General features: G+C 75.4%; 18 protein-coding genes and 1 pseudogene. 5 read left to right on the top strand and 14 right to left on the bottom strand.

Annotated features, from left to right (window positions below):
- Positions 1 to 16: 16 nt before the first annotated feature.
- A complete protein-coding gene (locus IF30_RS0109360) occupies positions 17 to 1,471 on the bottom strand; it encodes a PLP-dependent aminotransferase family protein (RefSeq protein ID WP_030234704.1) in 1,455 nt (484 codons plus the stop codon).
- A gap of 204 nt (positions 1,472 to 1,675) precedes the next feature.
- Positions 1,676 to 2,269, bottom strand: a complete 594-nt coding sequence (locus tag IF30_RS0109365; protein WP_078891254.1) for a universal stress protein — start codon at positions 2,267 to 2,269, stop codon at positions 1,676 to 1,678.
- A 472-nt stretch (positions 2,270 to 2,741) separates the two neighbouring features.
- Between IF30_RS0109365 and IF30_RS41200 the strand changes: the two genes are divergently transcribed.
- The gene (locus IF30_RS41200; protein WP_030234709.1) at positions 2,742 to 3,137 is read left to right on the top strand and encodes a transglycosylase family protein; all 396 of its coding nucleotides are present in this window, start codon (positions 2,742 to 2,744) and stop codon (positions 3,135 to 3,137) included.
- 116 nt (positions 3,138 to 3,253) lie between these two features.
- Here the strand turns inward: IF30_RS41200 and IF30_RS0109375 are convergent, their stop codons facing one another.
- The gene (locus tag IF30_RS0109375) at positions 3,254 to 3,841 is read right to left on the bottom strand and encodes a pyridoxamine 5'-phosphate oxidase family protein (RefSeq protein ID WP_030234714.1); all 588 of its coding nucleotides are present in this window, start codon (positions 3,839 to 3,841) and stop codon (positions 3,254 to 3,256) included.
- Positions 3,842 to 3,986: 145 nt separating this feature from the next.
- Between IF30_RS0109375 and IF30_RS0109380 the strand changes: the two genes are divergently transcribed.
- A complete protein-coding gene (locus tag IF30_RS0109380) occupies positions 3,987 to 4,895 on the top strand; it encodes a helix-turn-helix domain-containing protein (RefSeq protein ID WP_051709597.1) in 909 nt (302 codons plus the stop codon).
- A gap of 186 nt (positions 4,896 to 5,081) precedes the next feature.
- Here IF30_RS0109380 and IF30_RS0109385 read toward each other — a convergent pair whose 3' ends face one another.
- Positions 5,082 to 5,516, bottom strand: coding sequence for a CBS domain-containing protein (locus IF30_RS0109385; RefSeq protein ID WP_030234718.1), 435 nt, complete (start codon positions 5,514 to 5,516; stop codon positions 5,082 to 5,084).
- A 541-nt stretch (positions 5,517 to 6,057) separates the two neighbouring features.
- On the opposite strand from IF30_RS0109385, the pseudogene ligD reads away from it, so the two are divergent.
- Together ligD and IF30_RS49155 are read left to right on the top strand one after the other, a co-directional pair.
- Positions 6,058 to 6,936, top strand: a pseudogene (ligD, locus tag IF30_RS49150) (non-homologous end-joining DNA ligase); the annotation flags it as partial.
- 165 nt (positions 6,937 to 7,101) lie between these two features.
- Positions 7,102 to 7,899, top strand: coding sequence for a DNA ligase (locus tag IF30_RS49155; RefSeq protein WP_234322656.1), 798 nt, complete (start codon positions 7,102 to 7,104; stop codon positions 7,897 to 7,899).
- A 68-nt stretch (positions 7,900 to 7,967) separates the two neighbouring features.
- Here IF30_RS49155 and IF30_RS0109395 read toward each other — a convergent pair whose 3' ends face one another.
- From IF30_RS0109395 to IF30_RS0109425, 7 genes are all read right to left on the bottom strand, one after another.
- The gene (locus tag IF30_RS0109395) at positions 7,968 to 8,552 is read right to left on the bottom strand and encodes a type 1 glutamine amidotransferase domain-containing protein (protein ID WP_051709599.1); all 585 of its coding nucleotides are present in this window, start codon (positions 8,550 to 8,552) and stop codon (positions 7,968 to 7,970) included.
- A gap of 11 nt (positions 8,553 to 8,563) precedes the next feature.
- Complete coding sequence (locus IF30_RS0109400) at positions 8,564 to 8,863, bottom strand: hypothetical protein (protein WP_051709600.1); 300 nt, start codon at positions 8,861 to 8,863, stop codon at positions 8,564 to 8,566.
- A 4-nt stretch (positions 8,864 to 8,867) separates the two neighbouring features.
- Positions 8,868 to 9,275 (bottom strand): DUF3040 domain-containing protein, encoded by a 408-nt coding sequence (locus IF30_RS0109405; RefSeq protein ID WP_158834867.1) that lies wholly within the window; start codon positions 9,273 to 9,275, stop codon positions 8,868 to 8,870.
- 66 nt (positions 9,276 to 9,341) lie between these two features.
- On the bottom strand, positions 9,342 to 9,785 hold the full coding sequence (locus IF30_RS0109410; protein ID WP_051709602.1) for an HAD family hydrolase: 444 nt from the start codon (positions 9,783 to 9,785) through the stop codon (positions 9,342 to 9,344).
- Positions 9,786 to 9,905: 120 nt separating this feature from the next.
- Positions 9,906 to 10,529, bottom strand: coding sequence for a GNAT family N-acetyltransferase (locus tag IF30_RS0109415; protein ID WP_037899419.1), 624 nt, complete (start codon positions 10,527 to 10,529; stop codon positions 9,906 to 9,908).
- 166 nt (positions 10,530 to 10,695) lie between these two features.
- Entirely contained in the window at positions 10,696 to 11,370 is a 675-nt protein-coding gene (locus tag IF30_RS0109420) for a TNT domain-containing protein (RefSeq protein ID WP_037899421.1), read from the bottom strand.
- 245 nt (positions 11,371 to 11,615) lie between these two features.
- Positions 11,616 to 12,899 (bottom strand): geranylgeranyl reductase family protein, encoded by a 1,284-nt coding sequence (locus tag IF30_RS0109425; RefSeq protein WP_030234740.1) that lies wholly within the window; start codon positions 12,897 to 12,899, stop codon positions 11,616 to 11,618.
- A 460-nt stretch (positions 12,900 to 13,359) separates the two neighbouring features.
- On the opposite strand from IF30_RS0109425, the gene IF30_RS49160 reads away from it, so the two are divergent.
- Entirely contained in the window at positions 13,360 to 14,364 is a 1,005-nt protein-coding gene (locus tag IF30_RS49160) for an LPXTG cell wall anchor domain-containing protein (RefSeq protein ID WP_051709604.1), read from the top strand.
- A gap of 420 nt (positions 14,365 to 14,784) precedes the next feature.
- On the opposite strand, the gene IF30_RS0109435 is transcribed toward IF30_RS49160, so the two are convergent.
- The 3 genes from IF30_RS0109435 to IF30_RS0109445 all read right to left on the bottom strand — a co-directional run bounded on the left by IF30_RS0109435 (position 14,785) and on the right by IF30_RS0109445 (position 18,242).
- Positions 14,785 to 15,885: a calcium:proton antiporter gene (locus IF30_RS0109435; RefSeq protein ID WP_030234747.1), complete on the bottom strand. Its 1,101-nt coding sequence runs from the start codon at positions 15,883 to 15,885 to the stop codon at positions 14,785 to 14,787.
- 72 nt (positions 15,886 to 15,957) lie between these two features.
- Positions 15,958 to 17,484 carry a serine/threonine-protein kinase gene (locus IF30_RS0109440; RefSeq protein WP_051709606.1) on the bottom strand — a complete coding sequence of 509 codons (1,527 nt, stop codon included), beginning with the start codon at positions 17,482 to 17,484 and terminating at the stop codon, positions 15,958 to 15,960.
- Positions 17,481 to 18,242 (bottom strand): hypothetical protein, encoded by a 762-nt coding sequence (locus IF30_RS0109445; protein WP_030234753.1) that lies wholly within the window; start codon positions 18,240 to 18,242, stop codon positions 17,481 to 17,483. The genes IF30_RS0109440 and IF30_RS0109445 overlap by 4 nt, the downstream gene beginning before the upstream one ends.
- Positions 18,243 to 18,472 lie beyond the last annotated feature (230 nt).

The raw sequence follows: 18,472 nt of genomic DNA on the forward strand, positions 1-18,472 counted from the left end.
CGCCGTCGCTCCGCGCTCAGACCGGCGGCGGCAGGACGTCGCACAGCGCCGCGAGGGCGGCCGGGTAGGCGTGGTCGGGCGGGGTGGCGTAGCCGACCACCAGGCCGTCCACCGCGGGCATGGCCTCCGCGGTGATCCCCGGGTGCCGGTAGTCCGCGAGTCCGTCCACGGCCAGGCCGCGGCGGGCGGCGGCCTGGAGCACGGACCGCTCGGTGCCCGGCTCCAGGCGCAGCACCGCGTGCAGACCGGCCGCGATGCCCGAGACCGAGACGTGCGGGGCACTCGCCGCGAGGGCTGCCACCAACTGGTCGCGGCGGTCGCGGTAGCGGCGGCGCATCCGGCGCACGTGCCGGTCGTAGCCGCCGGAGTCGATGAACTCGGCCAGGGTCAGCTGGTCCAACGCGCTGGCCCAGCCCTCGCGTTCGCCCTTGGCGGCGAGCACCCGGTCGACCAGGTGGTCGGGAAGCACCATCCAGCCCAGGCGCAGCGCGGGCGTGAGGCTCTTGCTGGTGCTGCCGAGGTAGACCACCCGCTCGGGGTCGAGGCCCTGGACGGCGCCGACCGGCTGCCGGTCGTAGCGGAACTCCCCGTCGTAGTCGTCCTCCAGGACCAGCCCGCCCCGGCCACGCGCCCAGTCGACCACCGCGGCCCGACGGCCCGGGTGCAGGGGGCCGCCGGTCGGGAACTGGTGCGCGGGGGTGAGCAGGGCCGTACGGACGTCCCTGTGGTGCGCCAACTCGTCGACCCGGGCGCCCTCTTCGTCGATCGGCAGCGGAACGGTGGTGACCTCGGCGGCGGCCAGCAGCCCGCGGTGGAAGCCCAGCCCGTACGCCTCGACGGCCAGCGGCCCGCTCTCGCCGGGCGGCAGGACGGGCCGCGCGCCGTCGAAGAGCAGCCGCAGCGCGTGGGCGAATCCGGAGCAGATCACGATCCGCTCCGGGTCGGTGCGTACCCCGCGGGCGCGGGCCAGGTAGTCGGCGAGGACGGTGCGCAGTTCGCGCCGGCCCTGTGGATCGCCGGGCCCGAAGGCCTCGTTGGGCGCGGCGGTGAGGGCGCGGCGGGCTGCGGCGAGCCAGGCGGCGCGGGGGAAGGAGGCGGCGTCGGGCCGCCCCTGCCGCAGGTCGTGCCGGGGCCCGGGGCGGGGCGAGGGGCGTCGGGCCCGGGTCGGCGGGGCGGGCTCGGCGCGCTCGGCGACGGCGGTTCCGGAGCCCTGACGGGCGGTCAGCCAGCCCTCGGCGACGAGTTCGGCGTAGGCCTCGGCGGCGGTGTTCCGGGCCAGGCCGAGGTCGGCGGCGAGCGAGCGGTACGGCGGGAGCCGGGTGCCGGGCGCCAGGCGCCCACTGCGGATGGCCTCGCGCAGGGCTGCCATCAGCGCGGCCCTGCGGCCGCCGTGCACGGGGAGGTCGAGGTGCAGGTCGCTTCCGGTCGGGTGGGCGGGCTCGGAGGGGTGCGTGCCCCGCGTGTCCGTCATGTTCACGCACCCTACCCGCCGCCCCGCCGCCGCCCGCCCGGAGGGCAGGCAGGCCGGCGGCCGGCCCTGGCCCAGACCCGGGCCCAGACTCAGACCCGGGCCCAGGCCCTCAAGCCCGAACCGACTCGTCCCGAACCCGATTTGCCCCGGCCCGACTTGACCCAGCGCGCCGCCCGACCACCCCTGCCGCTACGGCCCCAGCCCCTACGGGACGACGGTCACCGGCCAGCGGCCCGCCTTGACCAGTCGGACGGCCACCGAACCGATCACCTTGTGCCCGGCCTGCTCGGAGACGCCGACCACGACGGCGTCGGCGCGCAGTTCGTCCGCGAGCTTGGCCAGCCCGCCGTACGGGTCGCCGCGCATGGTCAGGAAGCGCCACTCCACCTTCCACACCTCGCGCACCCGCTCCTCGGCCTCCCGCAGGGCGGCCAGCAGTTCGTCGGCGATCTCCTGGGTGGTCTCCTCCACCGCGGCCCCGGCCAGGGCCGTCGCGGCGCCGAGGATGGGCTGGATGTACGCCACCGCGAGGACGGCGCCCTGGCGGCGGGCCAGTCCGGCGGCGTAGGCGGTGGCGCGCCAGGAGGAGTCGGAGCCGTCGAGGCCGGCCAGGATCACCGAGGGGCCGTCGGTGCCCAGTTCGAAGCCCGCGGGCGCGGCCGCGGGCTCGTGGTCCTCTCCCCCGGTCGGCGCGCCGGCCGGCACTCCGGCCGGGCCTTTGCCTCCGGGCACCCTTCCGGCACCCGCGTCCGCCTCTCCTGCGTCCGCCGTGTCCGCTGCATCGCTGTCGTTGCTCATGGCCTGAGGCTATTCCGCCACGGGGAGTGAGCGCAGGGACCACCCCGGGTGAGGCCTGTGGTGCGGGCCACCCGCGGCGGCGACGGGCGCCGCGGATCCGGCACCGGCGGCTGGCGGACCGCTACGCGTTGTCGACGATGTGCGCGGCCTCACACGGCCGTTGGCGTGACGCGGGGCACCATCCGAAGCGAATCGATCTTGAAAATAGGGGCAAATACGTCCAAATTTCCCCATTTCCTTGATCATTACGCCCGGTAACAGGCCTCTGACGTGCCTGAACGTCGAAATCCTTGAACCGTCCACCACCGCCCCCGTAACTTCGAACCCGTTGCACCGAGCGATCCGCTCCGGACGGGCTCCACCGCCCCCGAGCAGGAACGGTGCCCGACCACGCGAGTGACGTGTCCCCGAAACCGACGGCCTTCCGAGGGCCTGGTTCCGCGCGCTCGCAACCCCCTCCGAAAGGAAATCCATGACCTTCCGTAACGAGACTGCCGCTGCCACCACCACCGCCACCCCGAAGCGCGGCAACCGCGTCCGGATGGCGCTGATGGCCGGGGCGCTCACCGCCCTGCCGGTGGCCGGCCTCGTCACGGCCACCAGCGCCTCCGCGGCGCCGGCCACGGTCTGGGACAAGGTCGCCGCCTGCGAGGCGACCGGCAACTGGGCCGTCAACTCCGGCAACGGCTTCTACGGCGGCCTGCAGTTCACCTCCAGCACCTGGGCGGCCTTCGGCGGCACCTCCTTCGCCCCGCGCGCCGACCTGGCCACCAAGGACCAGCAGATCTCCATCGGCGAGAAGGTCCTCGCGGCCCAGGGCCCGGGTGCCTGGCCGGTCTGCTCCGTCAAGGCCGGTCTGACCAAGTAGGACCCCGCACTGCCGCCGCGCCCCCCCTGCCGGGCGCGGCGGCTTCGCCGTGTCGGCGCCCCCGCCGACCGGGCCCGACCGTCCCTCCTCGGCAGCCTCCGTCGGGGAGCGATCCGTCAGGCGGCGGGCCGGGGCGGGAGCGGCAGCGGGACGGCGGGCAGGCCGTCGAGGCTGGTGCCGACGAGCGGCTTGCGCTCGCAGTATGCGCTGAACTCCTCCTCGCCCTTGCGGTCGAAGTACTGGGCGTGCAGGTCCCGGTCGGCGCGGTAGTCCATGAACGGCACCGCGTACCCGCAGGAGTCGCTGACCCGTTCCGCCGTGACGAGCACGATCGCCCGCAGCCCCGAACCGTCGGCACCCGGGTCGAAGTGGCCGAGCAGGTCGGCGAACCGCGGGTCGTCGCGGAAGACCGCCTCGCCCCGGCCGTGCACCCGCACCACGGTCGGCGGCCCCTCGAAGGCGCACCACATCAGGGTGATCCGTCCGTTCTCCCGCAGGTGGGCCACCGTCTCGGCCTGCGAGCCGCCGAAGTCCAGGTAGGCGAGGGTGAGTTCGTCGATCACCGCGAGGGTGCCGGAGCGGCCCTTGGGCGAGAGGTTGACGTGCCCGTCCGCGGTCAGCGGGGCGGTCGCGACGAAGTAGACCGGCTGGCGCTCGATGAACCGGCGCAGCCGGCCGTCGATGCATTCGTACTGCTTTCCCATGGTCGCGATTCTGCCCGCACGCCCGCCGGCGGGGAACCGGGATCCGGCCAATGAGACGCCCTGGCAAGCCGGCCGCGGCCGCGGGGCCTACGATGATCCGTGCACGGCGCACAGCGCACCCACCGGGCGTAGCACGGGAGTTGAGATGGTCCGGAGCACCCTCCCGACGACCGCGCCCGGGATGGTCCTCGGCACGCCCGCCGCCCCACTGCGCCGGTACGTCCTCGGCTACCGCGGCTACCACCTCGCCCTGCGGGAGACCCGGCGGCGGCTGGAGGTGCCGACGGACGTGGTCACGGTCGCGCTCGCCTTCGAGGGCGCGATGCGCCTCACCGACGCCGTGATGCCCGCACCCGCCGCCTCGTTCGGATCGGTCGCGGCGGGTCTGCGCCGCACCGCGACGATCGCCGAACACACGGGCGTCCTGCACGGGTTGGCCGTGTCGCTCACCCCGCAGGGCGCGTTCCGGGCGTTCGGTCCGCTGGCCGGCGACCTCGGCGGGCAGTGGGCCGAGGCCGGGGACGTCCTCGGCCCGCGGCTGCGGGCGCTGACCGAACGGCTGGCCCACGCCCCGGGCTGGCCGGCCCGGTTCACCATGCTGGACGGGTACTTCGCCGCGCTGTTCGCGTACGGCCCGGACTGGGAACCCTCCGTCCGCTGGGCCTGGCACCAACTGCGCCGCTCCCACGGGCTGGTGCCGATCCACACCCTGGTCGACGGCACCGGGTGGAGCCGCCGCCGACTGGAGCTGCGCTTCCGCGAGCACCTCGGGCTCGCCCCGAAACAGGCCGCCGGCATTCTCCGGCTCCAGCACACCCTCGGCGTCCTGGCCGCTCGGGAGCACCACCGGGACCACCCCACGGGGGCCGACCTCGCCACGCTGTGCGGCTACTACGACCAGTCCCACCTCGACCGCAGCTTCCGCGCCATGGTCGGCTGCTCGCCGCGCGAGTTCCTGGCCTCCCGGCGCGGCGCCGCCGCCCTGCACGAGCAGCCCACCGACCGGGTGGCCGGCCGGGTGACCAGCGCCGTCCTCGACACCGGCACGCCGTAGGCGGCCGCGCCCGCGTCGGTCGCCACCCGCCGGCCGGCCGCGCTCGAATCCGATGCCGTGCGCATTTGTACAAGACGCGCGACCGCCCCGTCCGGCACCTTTCAGGGGCCCGGCCGGTACGAGGGGACCGGCCGGTCACGGTGCGCGGACGGGGCCTGGCTCAGGTCGGGTTCCGACCGGGCCGGGTCACTGCTTCAGGTAGACGCTGTCCATGAAGTCGATGATCTGCTGGTCCGTCAGCCGCTGGCCGTCGCGGTGGCCCATCGCCAGGTCCGCCTCGCTGATCATGCCCACCAGCCGCTCCCCGTCGATCACCGGGATGCGCCGGATCTGGTGCTGCTCCATCTTGCGCAGCACCATCTCCATGCTGTCCTCGGCGCGCACGCAGTGCAGGTGGCCGGACAGCTCCATGGCCGTCATCTTGGCCGGGTCCTTGCCCTCGGCGATACACCTCAGCACGATGTCGCGGTCGGTGATGATGCCCTTCAGCTTCTGGTCGTCGCCGCAGATCGGCAGCGCGCCCACGCTCTTGTCGCGCATCATCTTGGCGGCCTCGGCCAGCGTCTGGTGCTCGCCGATGCACTGCGCGCCGGTGTGCATGATGTCTCGGGCAGTGGTCATGGGGACTCCTTCGTCGGTGATTCCCCCCGGTCTCCCCCCAGGCGTCGCCCCGGGCGCCCGACCGGGCGCGCACGGGGTGACCGCGACCTCACCATAAGCAACACCGCACCCGCCCGCGACCGCGCCGGAGACCGCCCGCGACCCCCTGGCCGCCGCTGCCCACGGCGCCGACCGCCGGAGCGCCGGTACTGGCAGGGCGACCACACGCGGTCGAGCGGGCACCCGCGCGGACACCCGAGCGGACGTCGGAACGGGCACCCGAGCGGACCTCGCAGCACCGAGAACGGACCACGACTCGCGCGACGCCGCCGCCCCGGAGGGCGATCGCAGGCGCTCCGGCCCCCACCCGGGCGCGCCCCGGCCGGCCGTGGAGTGACGCGGTGGCCACACCGGCGACCACGCGCCGGGCGCTCCGTCTCGCGCTGCCGGAGGCCGACGGTCGGGTCAGACCCGGGGAGCCGGGCCGGTTCGCGGGCTCCGGCCGCCGAACCGGGGCAGACTGGCTGCGGGGGCAACCCGTCGGAGGCTACGGAGACGGCCCATGCCGCAGATGACGGTGGACGGGCGCACCCTCGCCCTCTCCCACCTCGACAAGGTGTACTACCCGCGCACCGGCACCCTCAAGGGCGAGGTGCTGCGCTACTACGCAGCCGTCCACGCCGCCCTGCTCCCCCACCTGCGCGACCGCCCGGTCTCGTTCCTGCGGTGCCCGGACGGCGTCGAGGCGGAGGTGTTCGTCGCCAAGAACCCGCCGCCCGGCACCCCGGACTGGGTGCGCACCGTCGACGTGCCCAGCAACACCGGCGAGCTGCGCCAGGTGGTGCTGGAGGACGGGGCGGCGCTGCTCACCGTCGCCAACCTGGGCTGCCTGGAACTGCACGTCCCGCAGTGGCACGCGGCCGCGCCGGCCGTCGCCGACCGGCTGGTCCTGGACCTCGACCCCGGCGAGGGGGCGGACGTCCTCACCTGCCGGGCGGTGGCGCTGCTGCTGCGCGACCGGCTCGCGGCCGACGGCCTCGACGCCTGGGTGAAGACCTCCGGCTCCAAGGGCCTGCACCTGCTGGTCCCGATCGAGCCCACTCCGAGCACCCGGGTCTCCGCCTACGCGAAGGCCCTGGCCGCCGACCTGGAGGCCGAGCACCCGGAGCTGGTCGTGCACACCATGGCCAAGGCCCGGCGCCAGGGCCGGGTGCTGGTCGACTGGTCGCAGAACAACGCCAAGAAGACCACCGCCGCGCCGTACACCCTGCGGGCCCGGCCGCGACCGACGGTGTCCACCCCGCTGTCCTGGGCGGAGCTGGAACGGGCCGGCGGCGAGCCGGACCTCGCCTTCACCCTCGCCGAGGTCCCCGAGCGACTGGACACCCATGGCGACCTGTTCGCCCCGCTGCTGGACCCGGAACAGGCCCGGCCGCTGCCGCCCGCCCCTTCGGCAGCGCCCCGACACCAGCCGGGGCGGCCGACCCATCAGCGGCCGGAGCAGCAACCGGAGCAGCCGCGCCAGGTGCTGCACCCGCCCGTGGAGGTGGTGCGCCCCGCCGCCGTCACCGCCGTGCCGCCCGCCGACGGCCTCGGCGGTGGGGGCGTGCAGTACGAGCTGAAGCTGGACGGCTTCCGCTGCGTCGCCTTCGCCCGCGGCGACCGCCCGCCGGTGCTGCAGTCCCGCACCGGCCGCGACCTCGCGCCCGAGTTCCCGCCGATCGCCGCCGCCGTCGCCCGGCTCCCCGAGGGGCTGGTCCTGGACGGCGAACTGGTCGCCTGGCGCGGCGGCCGGTTCGCCTTCGGCGAGCTGCTGCGCACCCGCCAGGCCCGCGCGGCCGCCCCTGACGTCGCCCTCGGCCTGATCGTCTTCGACGTGCTGGCCCTGCCCAGCCGCGACGTCCGCCGACTGCCGCTCACCGACCGCCGGCGCCTGCTGCTGGCCGCCCTGGCCGACGTCCCGCCGCCGATCCAGCCCGTGATGGCCACCACCGACCGGGCGGAGGCGCTGGAGTGGATGGCGCAGCTCGCGGACACCGGCGTGGAGGGCCTGGTCTGCAAGGCCGCCGCGTCCCCCTACCGCCCGCGCGGCGCAGGGCGCGCCTGGGTCAAGTACCGCCGCAGCGACACCCTCGACGCCACCGTCCGCGCCGTCACCGGCCCGGCCTCCCGCCCGCACGCGCTGATCCTGCGCCTGGACGACGGCCGCGTCTTCCTGACCACCCCCCGGCTCACCGCCGTGCAGGCCCGTGAGGTCGCCGAGGTCGTCGGCCCCCTCCTCGGCCCGGCCACCACCGACCCGGACCACGGGCCGGTGCACCCCCTCACCGGTCCGCTGCGCGCCGAACTCACGCTCACCGGCCGCCCGCCCACCGCCACCTTCGTCCGGTTGCGGGGCGACTGACGCCTCGTCGACCGCCCGGTGCCGCGCGGCGGCCGTGGCCGTGACGACCGGGACCGTCGGCGGGGCCGTCACTTCCGCCGCTTCGCCTCCGCGTGGGCGAACTCCGTGACCAGGACGTCGGTGAAGAGCGGCAGGTCGTCCGGCTTGCGGCTGGTGACGAGGGGGCCGGGGCCGTCCCGGCAGACGTGCACCGGCTCGTCGACCCAGTGGGCGCCCGCATTGACCAGGTCGGTGCGCAGACTCGGCCAGGACGTGAGGGTGCGGCCCCGGACGGCGTCGGCCTCGATGAGGGTCCAGGGGGCGTGGCAGATCGCGGCGGTCGGGCGGCCGGAGGCGCAGTGGGCGTGCACGTAGGCCACCGCCGCCCGGTCCAGGCGCAGGTCGTCGGGGTTGGCGACGCCGCCGGGCAGGACCAGGCCGTCGTAGGCGTCCGGGGTCGCGTCGGCGACCAGGGCGTCGACGGCGAAGGTGTCGCCGGGGGCGTGGTGCCGCACGGCCTGGACCCGCCCCTCGGCGGTGGACAGCAGGCGCGGGGTGCCGCCGGCCTCGGCGACGGCCTGCCAGGGGGAGGTCAGTTCGATCTGCTCGACACCGTACGGGGCGACCAGGAAGGCGATCGTCCGGCCGGTGAGCGTGGTGGTGGGCCAGCCCATGACTCGGTTCCTCAGCGCTCGTCGGGGGCGGTCAGGTCGACCGCGGCGGCCGGGGCGGAACTGAGCCTGGCGCGCGGGCAGTCGAGGTGGACGGCCAGTTCCAGGTGGTCGACGCGGGCGACCAGGCCGACGGGGACGAGCACCCTGGTGCCCGGCACCCAGGACTCGGCGTCGACCAGCAGGTGGTCCCCGGTGTCGCGCTCGACCGGGCCGACCGGGCCGTCGGTGGCCTGCACCTCGTAGCCGACCAGGCCTGGGCCGGCGGCGGGGTGGGAGGAGCCGGGGCGGTACTCCCACAGTTCGGTGCTCATCGCCTCACGCCTCCGGCCGGTCCCAGGGCCGCCGGTCCCGGCGCTCCCGCTGCTCCTCCGGCGGGGCCGTGCGGGCCCGGCGTTCGCGGGAGGTGCCTCGGCGGCGCAGCAGTTCGGCGGTGGCGACCGCGGCGGCCACCGAGGCCGCCCAGACCACGCCGAGCGCGGTCAGCACGGCCGTGGTCGGGGTCCGTGCGCCCACGCCGAGGCAGATCGCGGTCATGACCAGGGCGGTCACCACCACCCCGGTCGAGAGCCGGCGTCCGACCGCGCGGAGCACGCCGCGCACCCGGCCGGGCCGTTTGGCGCCCATCGTGCTCAGTTTCCGGTCGAGCCGTGTGTCCTGGCGCAGATCGGACTCGATCTCCTCGAGGAGACGCCGCTCCCATCCGCTCAAAGCGGGACCGTCCATCTCGGTCACCTCCGACACTTCCGGTGACGTGCTCGCACCCGGGCGGTTTCCCGGTACGGGCCGGCGCTAACCGTTCCGGGGACGGCCAGTTGCGGCGCCCACGGGCCCGAAGGCGCGGGGGCGGGCGAGCAGGCTGTCGTCCAGGACACGCAGCAGGGCGGCGGCGTCGCGGTGGACCTCGGCCGCTCCCGCTGCCCGCAGCTCCGGGCCGGCGTCCCCGCCGGTCTCCAGGGCGACGCACGGCACCCCGGCCCGCCGCGCCGCCCGTACCTCGCGCACACTGCCCGCGACGGCCACGGCGTGCGGGGTGCCGCCGTCCACCAGTTCCAGGGCGGCCCGCAGCGGGTCGCCCCCGGGGTCGGCCACGGTCAGCGCCGGTGCCCCGCCGGGCCCGGGGCCGGTCAGGACGACCGTCCAGCCCCGGAGGGCGCACTCGCGCAGCAGTTCGGTGCCGCCGGGCAGCGCGGGCCGCCAGTCGGTACCGAAGAGAGCCGCCGAGATCACCGTCATGGCCACCGCTTCCCGTCGCAGGCCGCACGCCGTACGCGCCCTTCCAGGTTAGGCCGCTCCCCCGTCCTGCGCGCTGCCTGGGCTGTGGCGGGGTGGGGGCGCGTAGCGTCCGCCCGGGGGTCAGGCGGGCCGGGCCGGGGCGGCGAACGGGTCCGAGGCCAGCCGGGCGTGCAGGTGCTCGTCCTGGTAGTCGCGGCCCTCGAAGCGCCAGGAGGCCCGCAGGGTGCCCTCGTACGGGAAGCCGGCGCGCTCCGCGACCCGGCAGGAGGGGTCGTTGCCGACGGCGTGGAACAGTTCGATGCGGCGGGCGCCCGCGGTCTCGACGGCCCAGCGGGTGACGGCGGTGGCGGCGCGGGTGGCCAGGCCGCGGCCTCGGGCGGCGGCGAGCAGCCAGTAGCCGACCATGGCGACGCCGTCGGCCTGGTTGCTCCACCGCAGGAAGGCGTTGCCGAGGAGGGTGCCGTCGGCGGCGTCGGTGACGGCGAAGGCGGCCATGGTGCCGTCGGCCCAGTGCGCGTCGCAGCGGTCCAGATAGGCCTCGGCGGCGGCCGGATCGGTGGCGCTCAGCGGGTTCCAGCGGGCGATGTCCGGGTCCGTCGCCGCGGCGACGAGAGCGGGGACGACGCCGCCGGGCACGTCGAGGGCGCGCCCCCAGGGGCGCAGCAGGGCGTCGCCGAGGTCGAGGACGGCGGGGCGGAGGACGCGCCGGTCGCCGACGGCCGCAGGGGTCTCGCTGGTGGTCATCCGGTCTTCCTACCTCCCGGCCCCGCGGGGCCGCCAGCGGATTACCGGCACCGGGGCCGCCCGCCGTGGTGCGCGACCGGGCCGCGGCCGGGCTGCGACGGCCGGCGGAGGCGTCCGGTGCCCGGTCGGGGGCCGGGCGACGGCCGCCGCCCGGCCGACGGCCGCGTCAGATCCGGGCGAGGTAACCGTTGTCGACCAGCCACATCACGTTCAGCTTGGCGGGGCCGCCCGCCACCAGGGCCCCGTCCAGCTGGTACTGCAGGCCCCAGCCGGGCTGGTCGAACCATGGTGCGATCGGGCCGGCGTGCACCTTGAAGGCCTTGACGACCTTGTAGTCGTGGTAGTTGCAGGCGGCCGGCGGGTTGCCGTCCAGGCTCTGCGGCGGGATCGCGCGGCTGGCGTAGGGCAGGCCCTCGGGGGCGAGGAAGGCGCCGTACTCGCTGCCGTAGCGGTCGATGTTCTGGTTGGGCTGGAGCGTGAGGTCGAACTCGATCGGGCTGCCGTCGGGCAGGGTGACGTAGCCGTCGGCGGGCGGGTAGATCCAGCCGCCCTTGCCGCCGTTGGCGGCCGGGTCGTAGTGCCGGGCCAGGAAGTCCTGGTCGCTCGCGCCGCCGGTGCGCCGGTAACCGGTGAGCTGGCGGCCGACCGGGCCGGTGGTCGGGAGGTCCTGCGGCCCGAGTCGGGCGTCGTCGTGGAAGAAGGCCGCGGAGCACTGGTCGGACGGGGTGGCCGCCCGTCCTCCGGCGGTGGCCGTGTCGGCGGCCGCCGCGGGGATGCTCGGGGCGAGCAGGGCGGCGGCCGCGGCGAGGGGCGCGACGAGCAGGCGAAGGCGAAGGCGCACGGTGTCTCCGTCGTAGGGGTGTCATCCGGAGGGGCACTTCGGTCACCCTCCGTGTCCGGACGGGCACCAGGCAAGCGGATCCGCTGATCGTTCGTCAACACGACGTGGCGGAGGGCGCGTCGGATTCCCCGGTTTCGGCCAAGGCCGGGGCGCCGGGCCGCTCAGCCGACCGGGGGACCGCCCACCCGACCGGGGGACCGCCCACCCGACGGGACGGGACGGACGGGCCGCCCGGCCGGGTTCCGTCACCGTCCCGGGGCGACCCTCCCCACCAGGTGGAGCAGCCGGTCGAGGGCGTCCTTGGAGTTGGGCTCGGTCAGGTTGACCATCAGCCGGAACACCACCTTCAGCAGTGCCGGGTGGCCGAGTCCGGCGGCCCCGGCGGCGCCGAGCACCCGGGGGCGGCCGAGCAGGTCGGCGGCCAGCCTGCCGAGCGCGAAGTAGCCGGCGTAGGCGGAGCGCAGGGCCTGCGGATAGCCGCGAAGGGCGAGTTCGCGGCCGCGGTCGGTGCGGCGGGCGAGGGCCTGGACGATGGTCTCGGCGGCGTAGCGGCCGGATTCCATGGCGTAGGCGATGCCCTCCCCGGTGCCGGGGCTGACCGTGCCGCCGGCGTCGCCGACCAGCAACAGGCCGTCCGCGTAGTGGGGTTGGCGGTTGAGGCCCATCGGGAGGGCGGCGCCGCGGATCGGTTCGGTGACGCCGTCGGGGGTGTAGCCGTACCCGGGGGGCAGGTCCTCGCACCAGCGGCGCAGCAGGTCCCGCCAGTCCACGTCCGCCTTGGCGGTGTCCAGGACGCCGAGGCCGACGTTGGCGGTGCCGTCGCCCATGCCGAACACCCAGGCGTAGCCGGGCAGCAGGCGCCGGGCCGGGTCGTCGGGGTGGCGCAGGTCGAGCCAGGCCTCCAGGTAGCGGTCCTCGTGGCGCGGGGTGGTGAAGTACGTGCGGTAGGCGACGCCCATCGCGCGGTCGGTTCGGCGGTAGCGCTTCATGGCGACGGACAGTCGGGTGGAGTTGCCGTCGGCGGCGACCACGAGCGGGGCCCGGTAGGCGACCGGCCGGCGCTCCTCGCCCAGTTTGGCGGTGACCCCGGTGATCCGGCCGGTCCGCTCGTCCACCAACGGGCCCGCCACGTTGGCGCGTTCGACCAGCCGGGCGCCGAGGGAGGCGGCCTTCTGCGCGAGCAGCTGGTCGAAGTCGGCGCGGCGGCGGACCAGTCCGTAGCCGGGGAAGGCGGAGAGCTCGGGCCAGTCGAACTCCAGCGCGCGCCGCCCGGCGATCAGCCGCAGGCCCCGGTTGTGCAGCCAGCCGGCCTCCTCGGAGACGTCGACGCCGAGGTCGGTCAGCTGCTTGACGACGCGCGGGGTGAGGCCGTCCCCGCAGACCTTCTCGCGCGGGAACGCCGACTTTTCCAGCAGCAGGACGTCCAGGCCGGTCCGGGCGAGGTGGGCGGCGGCGGTGGAGCCGGCCGGGCCGGCCCCCACCACGATGACGTCCGCGCTCTCCTCGGCGTTCTGCTCTGGGCCGGGCATCGCAATCTCCCACGGGGTCGGATCGGCTGCGCGCGCAACGGGATCTGCGGCTGGACGTGCAGGGCGCACTGGGCGGTCCCAGACGGACGATATTGACCCTGGTGCCCGGCTGCCGCCCCGACACGCAGGCCACCGCCGGGGAGCGGTCAATACCGGCCACCTCGACCCCTCGGGTTCACCCGCCGAACAGGGGCCGCGAGTTGACTGTCACCGATCGCCGCACCGGCCCGAACGAACACGAAACCATGACAACCGGGTGATCGGATCGTTGTAACGAACTAGTCGGACCAACCGTGCACAGCGATGCATTTCGGCCAAACCCACCTTGCGTCACGGTGAGCTCTGCGGGAGCTTTTGTGCCCCTCCCGTCGTACGGCACCGGCTCGCACCGAACGGCCGACCAGAGGCTCCCTCCCGCCGCGCAGGTTCGTCCCGGCCTGCTGTACCCGATGGAACAGCCATGCACATCCGCTCCACCGCCGCGCGCTCCCTGGTGGCCGTCCCGACCGCCGCCGCCCTCATGCTGCTCGCCCCCGCCGCCGCGCACGCCGTCGGCGGCAAGGGCGGTGCCCCCGGCAACAACGGCACCGTCAAGATCCACGACGCCGCCACCGGGCAGGAGGACGTCCGCAACGAGCCCAAGGTCTGCACCTTCTACCTGGACTCCTTCGGCTTCGACGCCGACCAGGACGTGATCTGGGCGATCACCACCGTCGGCGGCGGCCCCACCGAGAAGCTCGTCGCGTACGGCGACCTCCCGGTCGACGGCCACGGCCACGTCCGCACCGAGGACATCCACCTGCCGGACGGCCACTACAAGCTCTACTGGCAGTCCGTCGAGCTGGTCGACGGCGAACTGCCGAAGGACACGAAGCTCAACAACCCCAAGCACAAGGTCTTCAAGGTCGACTGCGGCAGCCAGACCCCCGCCCCGACCGGCAAGCCCTCGCCGAGCGTGACGCCGACCCCCACCAAGGCCCCGTCCACCGGCCCGACCACCGTGCCGACCACGCCGTCGCACGGCCCCTCCACTCCGGCCTCGCCGACCGGGAGCCCCACCGCGAAGCCGTCCGGCACCCCGACCACCCCGGCGCCGACGACTCCCGCCCCGACCACCCCGGCGCCGACCACCCCGGCCCCGACGACTCCGGCGACCGGGGAACCGACCGACGGGGCGACCGCCGCCCCCACCGGCGTCCCGAGCCCCGGCCCGTCGAACCCGCCGACCGCCACCGTGCCGGTGCACACCCCGACCACCGACACCCCGGTCAACCCGGACGAGCCGCTGACCCTGCCCGCCAAGGTCAGCGTCCCCACCCCGATCCCGGGTGCCCCCTCGGACGGCAAGAAGCTGGCCAGCACCGGTAGCGACGGCACCCTGCTGTACGCGGGCGTCGGCACCGTCCTGCTGGCCGCCGGCGCGGGCACGGTGGTCTACACCCGCCGTCGCCGCACCTCTTCCTGAGGCACCGGGCCCGTCCGGTGCGCCGACCGCGCCCCGGGCACCTGCCGCGACTGGGCCGCGGCACGACCGAGCCCCTGGATCCGCGAGCAGCTGCGGGTCCAGGGGCTCCGTGCCGTACGACGGCGCCCGGGTCAGGGAGGACCACGGCCGACGGCGTCGTCGCCGGCGAGGGCCCCCGGCCACGGGGGTGGACCAGCGGCCCTCACCCCGGACTACGGGCGGCGCCCCGTCCCCGGTTCACCGCTGGCCCCACCGGATGACATCAGCACCACGGGCCTCATCCGAACCACCGGACTCACCGGCATCAGAGGCCTCAGCGGTCCCGTCCGTTCCGGGACCGGGCCCGGGCACGCCGGAAGCCCCTCGCCTGACGGGGGAGCAGGCGAGGGGCTTCCACCCGGGACTACGGCTGGCCGCCCGTCACGGGTTCACCGCCAGCACCACGTAACCCGCCAGCACCGCCAGGTGCAACGCGCCCTGCAGCGGCGTCGCCCGGCGCGGGATGACCGTGAGGGTGCCCAGCACGACCGTCAGGGTCAGCAGCACCATGTGCGCCGGGTCCAGGCCCAGGACGAGCGGGCCGGGCAGCCAGGTGGAGGCGATCGCGACCGCCGGGATGGTGAGGCCGATGCTGGCGAGCGCCGAGCCCAGGGCCAGGTTGAGGCTGGTCTGCACCTGGTTGCGGGCGGCCGCGCGCAGCGCCGCGATGGTCTCGGGCAGCAGCACCATCAGGGCGATCACCACGCCGACGACGGCGTGCGGGAGGCCGGCGTCGTCCACGGCCTTCTCGATGGTCGGCGAGACGCCCTTGGCCAGGCCGACCACCGAGACCAGCGCGACGGCGAGCAGCAGCAGGCTGATCCCGGCGGCCCCCACCGTGGGCGCGCCGGCGTGCTCCTCCTCGTCGGGCACCCCGCCCTCGTGGCCGACGGCCAGGAAGTAGTCCCGGTGCCGGACGGTCTGGGTGGCCACGAACAGCCCGTAGACGACGAGCGAGGCGGTGGCCGCGTACGTCAGCTGGGTGGTCGAGAACTGCGGGCCCGGCGAGCTGGTGGTGAAGGTCGGCAGCACCAGGCTGAGGGTGGCCAGGGTGGCGATGCAGGCGAGTGCGGCGCCGGTGCCCTCGGCGTTGAAGACGGCGGTGCGGTACCTGACGGCGGTGACCAGGATGGACAGGCCGAGGATGCCGTTGCAGGTGATCATCACGGCGGCGAAGACGGTGTCCCGGGCCAGCGTGGAGGACTTCTGCCCGCCGTCGGCCATCAGCGTCACGATCAGCGCGACCTCGATCACGGTGACGGCGATCGCGAGCACGAGCGATCCGAACGGCTCCCCCGACCAGTGCGCGATGACCTCCGCGTGGTGCACGGCGGACAGCACCGCCGCCACCAGGAAGCAGGCGACCACACCCACCACCCAGCCGGGCAGGTCCTTGTGCCAGGTCAGGACGAGGACGACGAACGACAGCACCGGGACGACGACGGTCCATTGCGCGGCCACCGCGCGGAGCTTCGCGATCATGCCGCCGAGGATCCCAGACGAGGGGCCCGTCACTCGGGCGCCCGCGCCGGGCACCGGGCGACATGCCGGAACTCATCCTGGTTCGTCGCTCTTGCCGCCGTAGTCGGACAGGTACCGGATCACCTTGTCGACATGGGGACGGACGCGCTCAGGGACGCCCCCGGCCGCCTCCACGGTCTTGTCGCTGGTCCGGTAGGCGGCCGCGACCAGGGCGGGCAGGCCGCGGGTGTAGCCGGCGTGCTTGAGCTGCTGGTCGAGCCAGCAGACGTAGTTGCCCATCGCGGCGATCGCGTCGCCCGGGTCCAGGTAGGACTTGGGGCCGGCGTGATGGGCCGCCTTGGCCCAGGCCTCGAACACCGCGGGCGTCCACATGGCGATCCCGTACTCGCCGGTCTCCGGGCTGGCGGCATCGGGGTCGAAGCCGCTCTCCGCCTTGAGCATGGCGGCCAGGAGCACCGGCGTGACCTCCGGCTCGGGGCAGCGCCGGGCGGCGTCCTCGATCATGCCCCGGTAGGCGACCGGAACGTCCGCGCCGGCCGGGATCGCGCCCGGTAGCGGGGGCGGGGCGCGGTGCGTCGTCGGCCCGGCGGGCTCGGGCGCCCCGGTCAGCGCGAGGACGGCGAGCGCGCCGGCGAGCAGGCCCGCGCCGGCCCGGACGGCGGCCCGGCGGCGCCGGGCCGGTCGGGCGGTGGCGCGGGCGACCAGGGCGGCGAGGTCGACGCGATCCCGCTCCTCCCGCCCGCGGGCCAGGGAGGCGGTGACCACGGGCCGCCAGCGCGCCGGCAGCGCCTCGTCCAGCCGCAGGGGTGCCGCGCCGCGCGCGTACGCCTGGGCGGCCAGCGAGCGGGCGCGGGCGGTGGCGCCCAGGAAGGGGTGCAGCCCGCCGGTGAGGAGCTGGTGGGCGATCACGCCGAAGGCCCAGACGTCGGCGCTGGGGCGCACGGCGATGCCGCGCGGGCCGGTGCGCTGGGACCACCACTCGGGCGGGACGTGGTCGGGCGAGCCGAGCGGCGGGGCGTAGGCGTGGGTGCCCTCCAGCTCGGCGGTGAGGCCGAAGTCGGCGATCTTGGCGGTGCCGTCGGCCGTCAGGAGGACATTGGCCGGTTTCAGGTCCCCGTGCACCCAGCCGGCCCGGTGCATGTGGGTCAGCCCGGCGCAGACCCCGGTGAGGATCCGCTCGGCGTCGGGCACCGCCGTGCCGGGCCGGGCGTCGGCCAGGACGTCCTGGAGGCTGCGGGCGGCACGCTCCATCACCAGGGCGACGGCGCCGTCCAGTCCGGGGCGGTCCGGGTCGTCGACGGTGACCACGGCGAGGGTGCGGATCAGGTGGGGGTGGTCGGCGCGGCGGCCGAACCGCTCCTCGCTGCGGGCCATCCGGGCGACGGTCCGGCGCTGGCCCGGGCTGAACCGGGCGGAGCCGAGGAACTTGACGGCGGCGGGGGCGCCGTCCGGGCCCTCGGCGGCGTGGACGCGACCCCAGGCACCCGCGCCGAGGAAGGCGCCGGTGCGGTACCCGGCGATCGGGTAGCCGTCGGGGAGGTCGAACGGCAGGTCGTCGGGCAGGCCGGGGTGCGGGTCGCCGGGCCGGGCGGGTCTCATGGCCGGGCGGCCGGGCGCCGGGGCGGGAGCAGGGCCAGGTGCTCTTCCCGCACGAGGTCGAACTTCAGTGCCAGCGCGGCGAGTTCCTCGCGCTTGCCGCCGCCCGGGCCGTCCTCGTACGGCTCGCGTAGCCGTAGTTTCGTCTCCACCAGGTAGTCGATGTGGTAGTTCACCGCCGAGCGGGTCAGGCCGCGGCAGGCCGGCAGGGCGCGCAGCCGGGCCAGCACTTCGGTGACGCCGGGGACGGCCGCGGCGGAGGGCGAACGCAGTCGGGGCTCGCAGAGCGCCAGCAGCACCAGGAAGTACTTGGCGGTCGGGTCGAGCGCGAAGGGGCTGACGGTGTGCTCGCCGTCGGCGCCGCCCGGTCGGCCGTCCAGATAGGCGTGCTGCGGGGCGAAGACCTTGAAGGAGGCGGGTTCGCCGAGGGCGGGCAGCAGCACCCGGGAGAGCTCGAACGGCACCGGCGCGCCGAGCCGGCCGGGCGCCACCTTGATGTGCTCGCCCGCCCCCTCCAGGTTCTCCACGACGTAGGTGGCGGAGGTGCTGAAGTTGGACAGCCGCCAGTAGTCCTCGGCCGCGACCACCTCGCCCGCGCGGCGGGAGACGCCCTGGTCGGGCAGCGGGACGGCGACCGGCCGCCCGGGCTCGCCGCGCCCGAACACCGCGACCTCGCCCGGGCCCATCCGCAGCAGGCCGGGCGCCGCGCCGGGCGCCATCTCGGGCCCCGCACCGGGAAGTTGCACGATGACCGTGTCCACGCAGCCACCTCCGTGGGATCGGGTCGATGCTATCCGCCCCGTTCGTCCCGGTGTCCATCCGCCACTCGGACGAGTGAAGGGACATCGCCAACCCTGCCGGACGGCGCCCGCCGCCCGCGAACCGAGCGGTCGTCAGGACATGAGGTGTCCGGGCGCCGAACAGTCGGCGAATCGTTGCCCTATGTAGTTGAACGGTCACCAGCAGTGTGACGCAACGCACACCACACGTC

The organism is Streptomyces sp. NRRL S-350 (assembly GCF_000719705.1).
In the GTDB taxonomy this organism is placed as follows: Bacteria; Actinomycetota; Actinomycetes; order Streptomycetales; family Streptomycetaceae; genus Kitasatospora.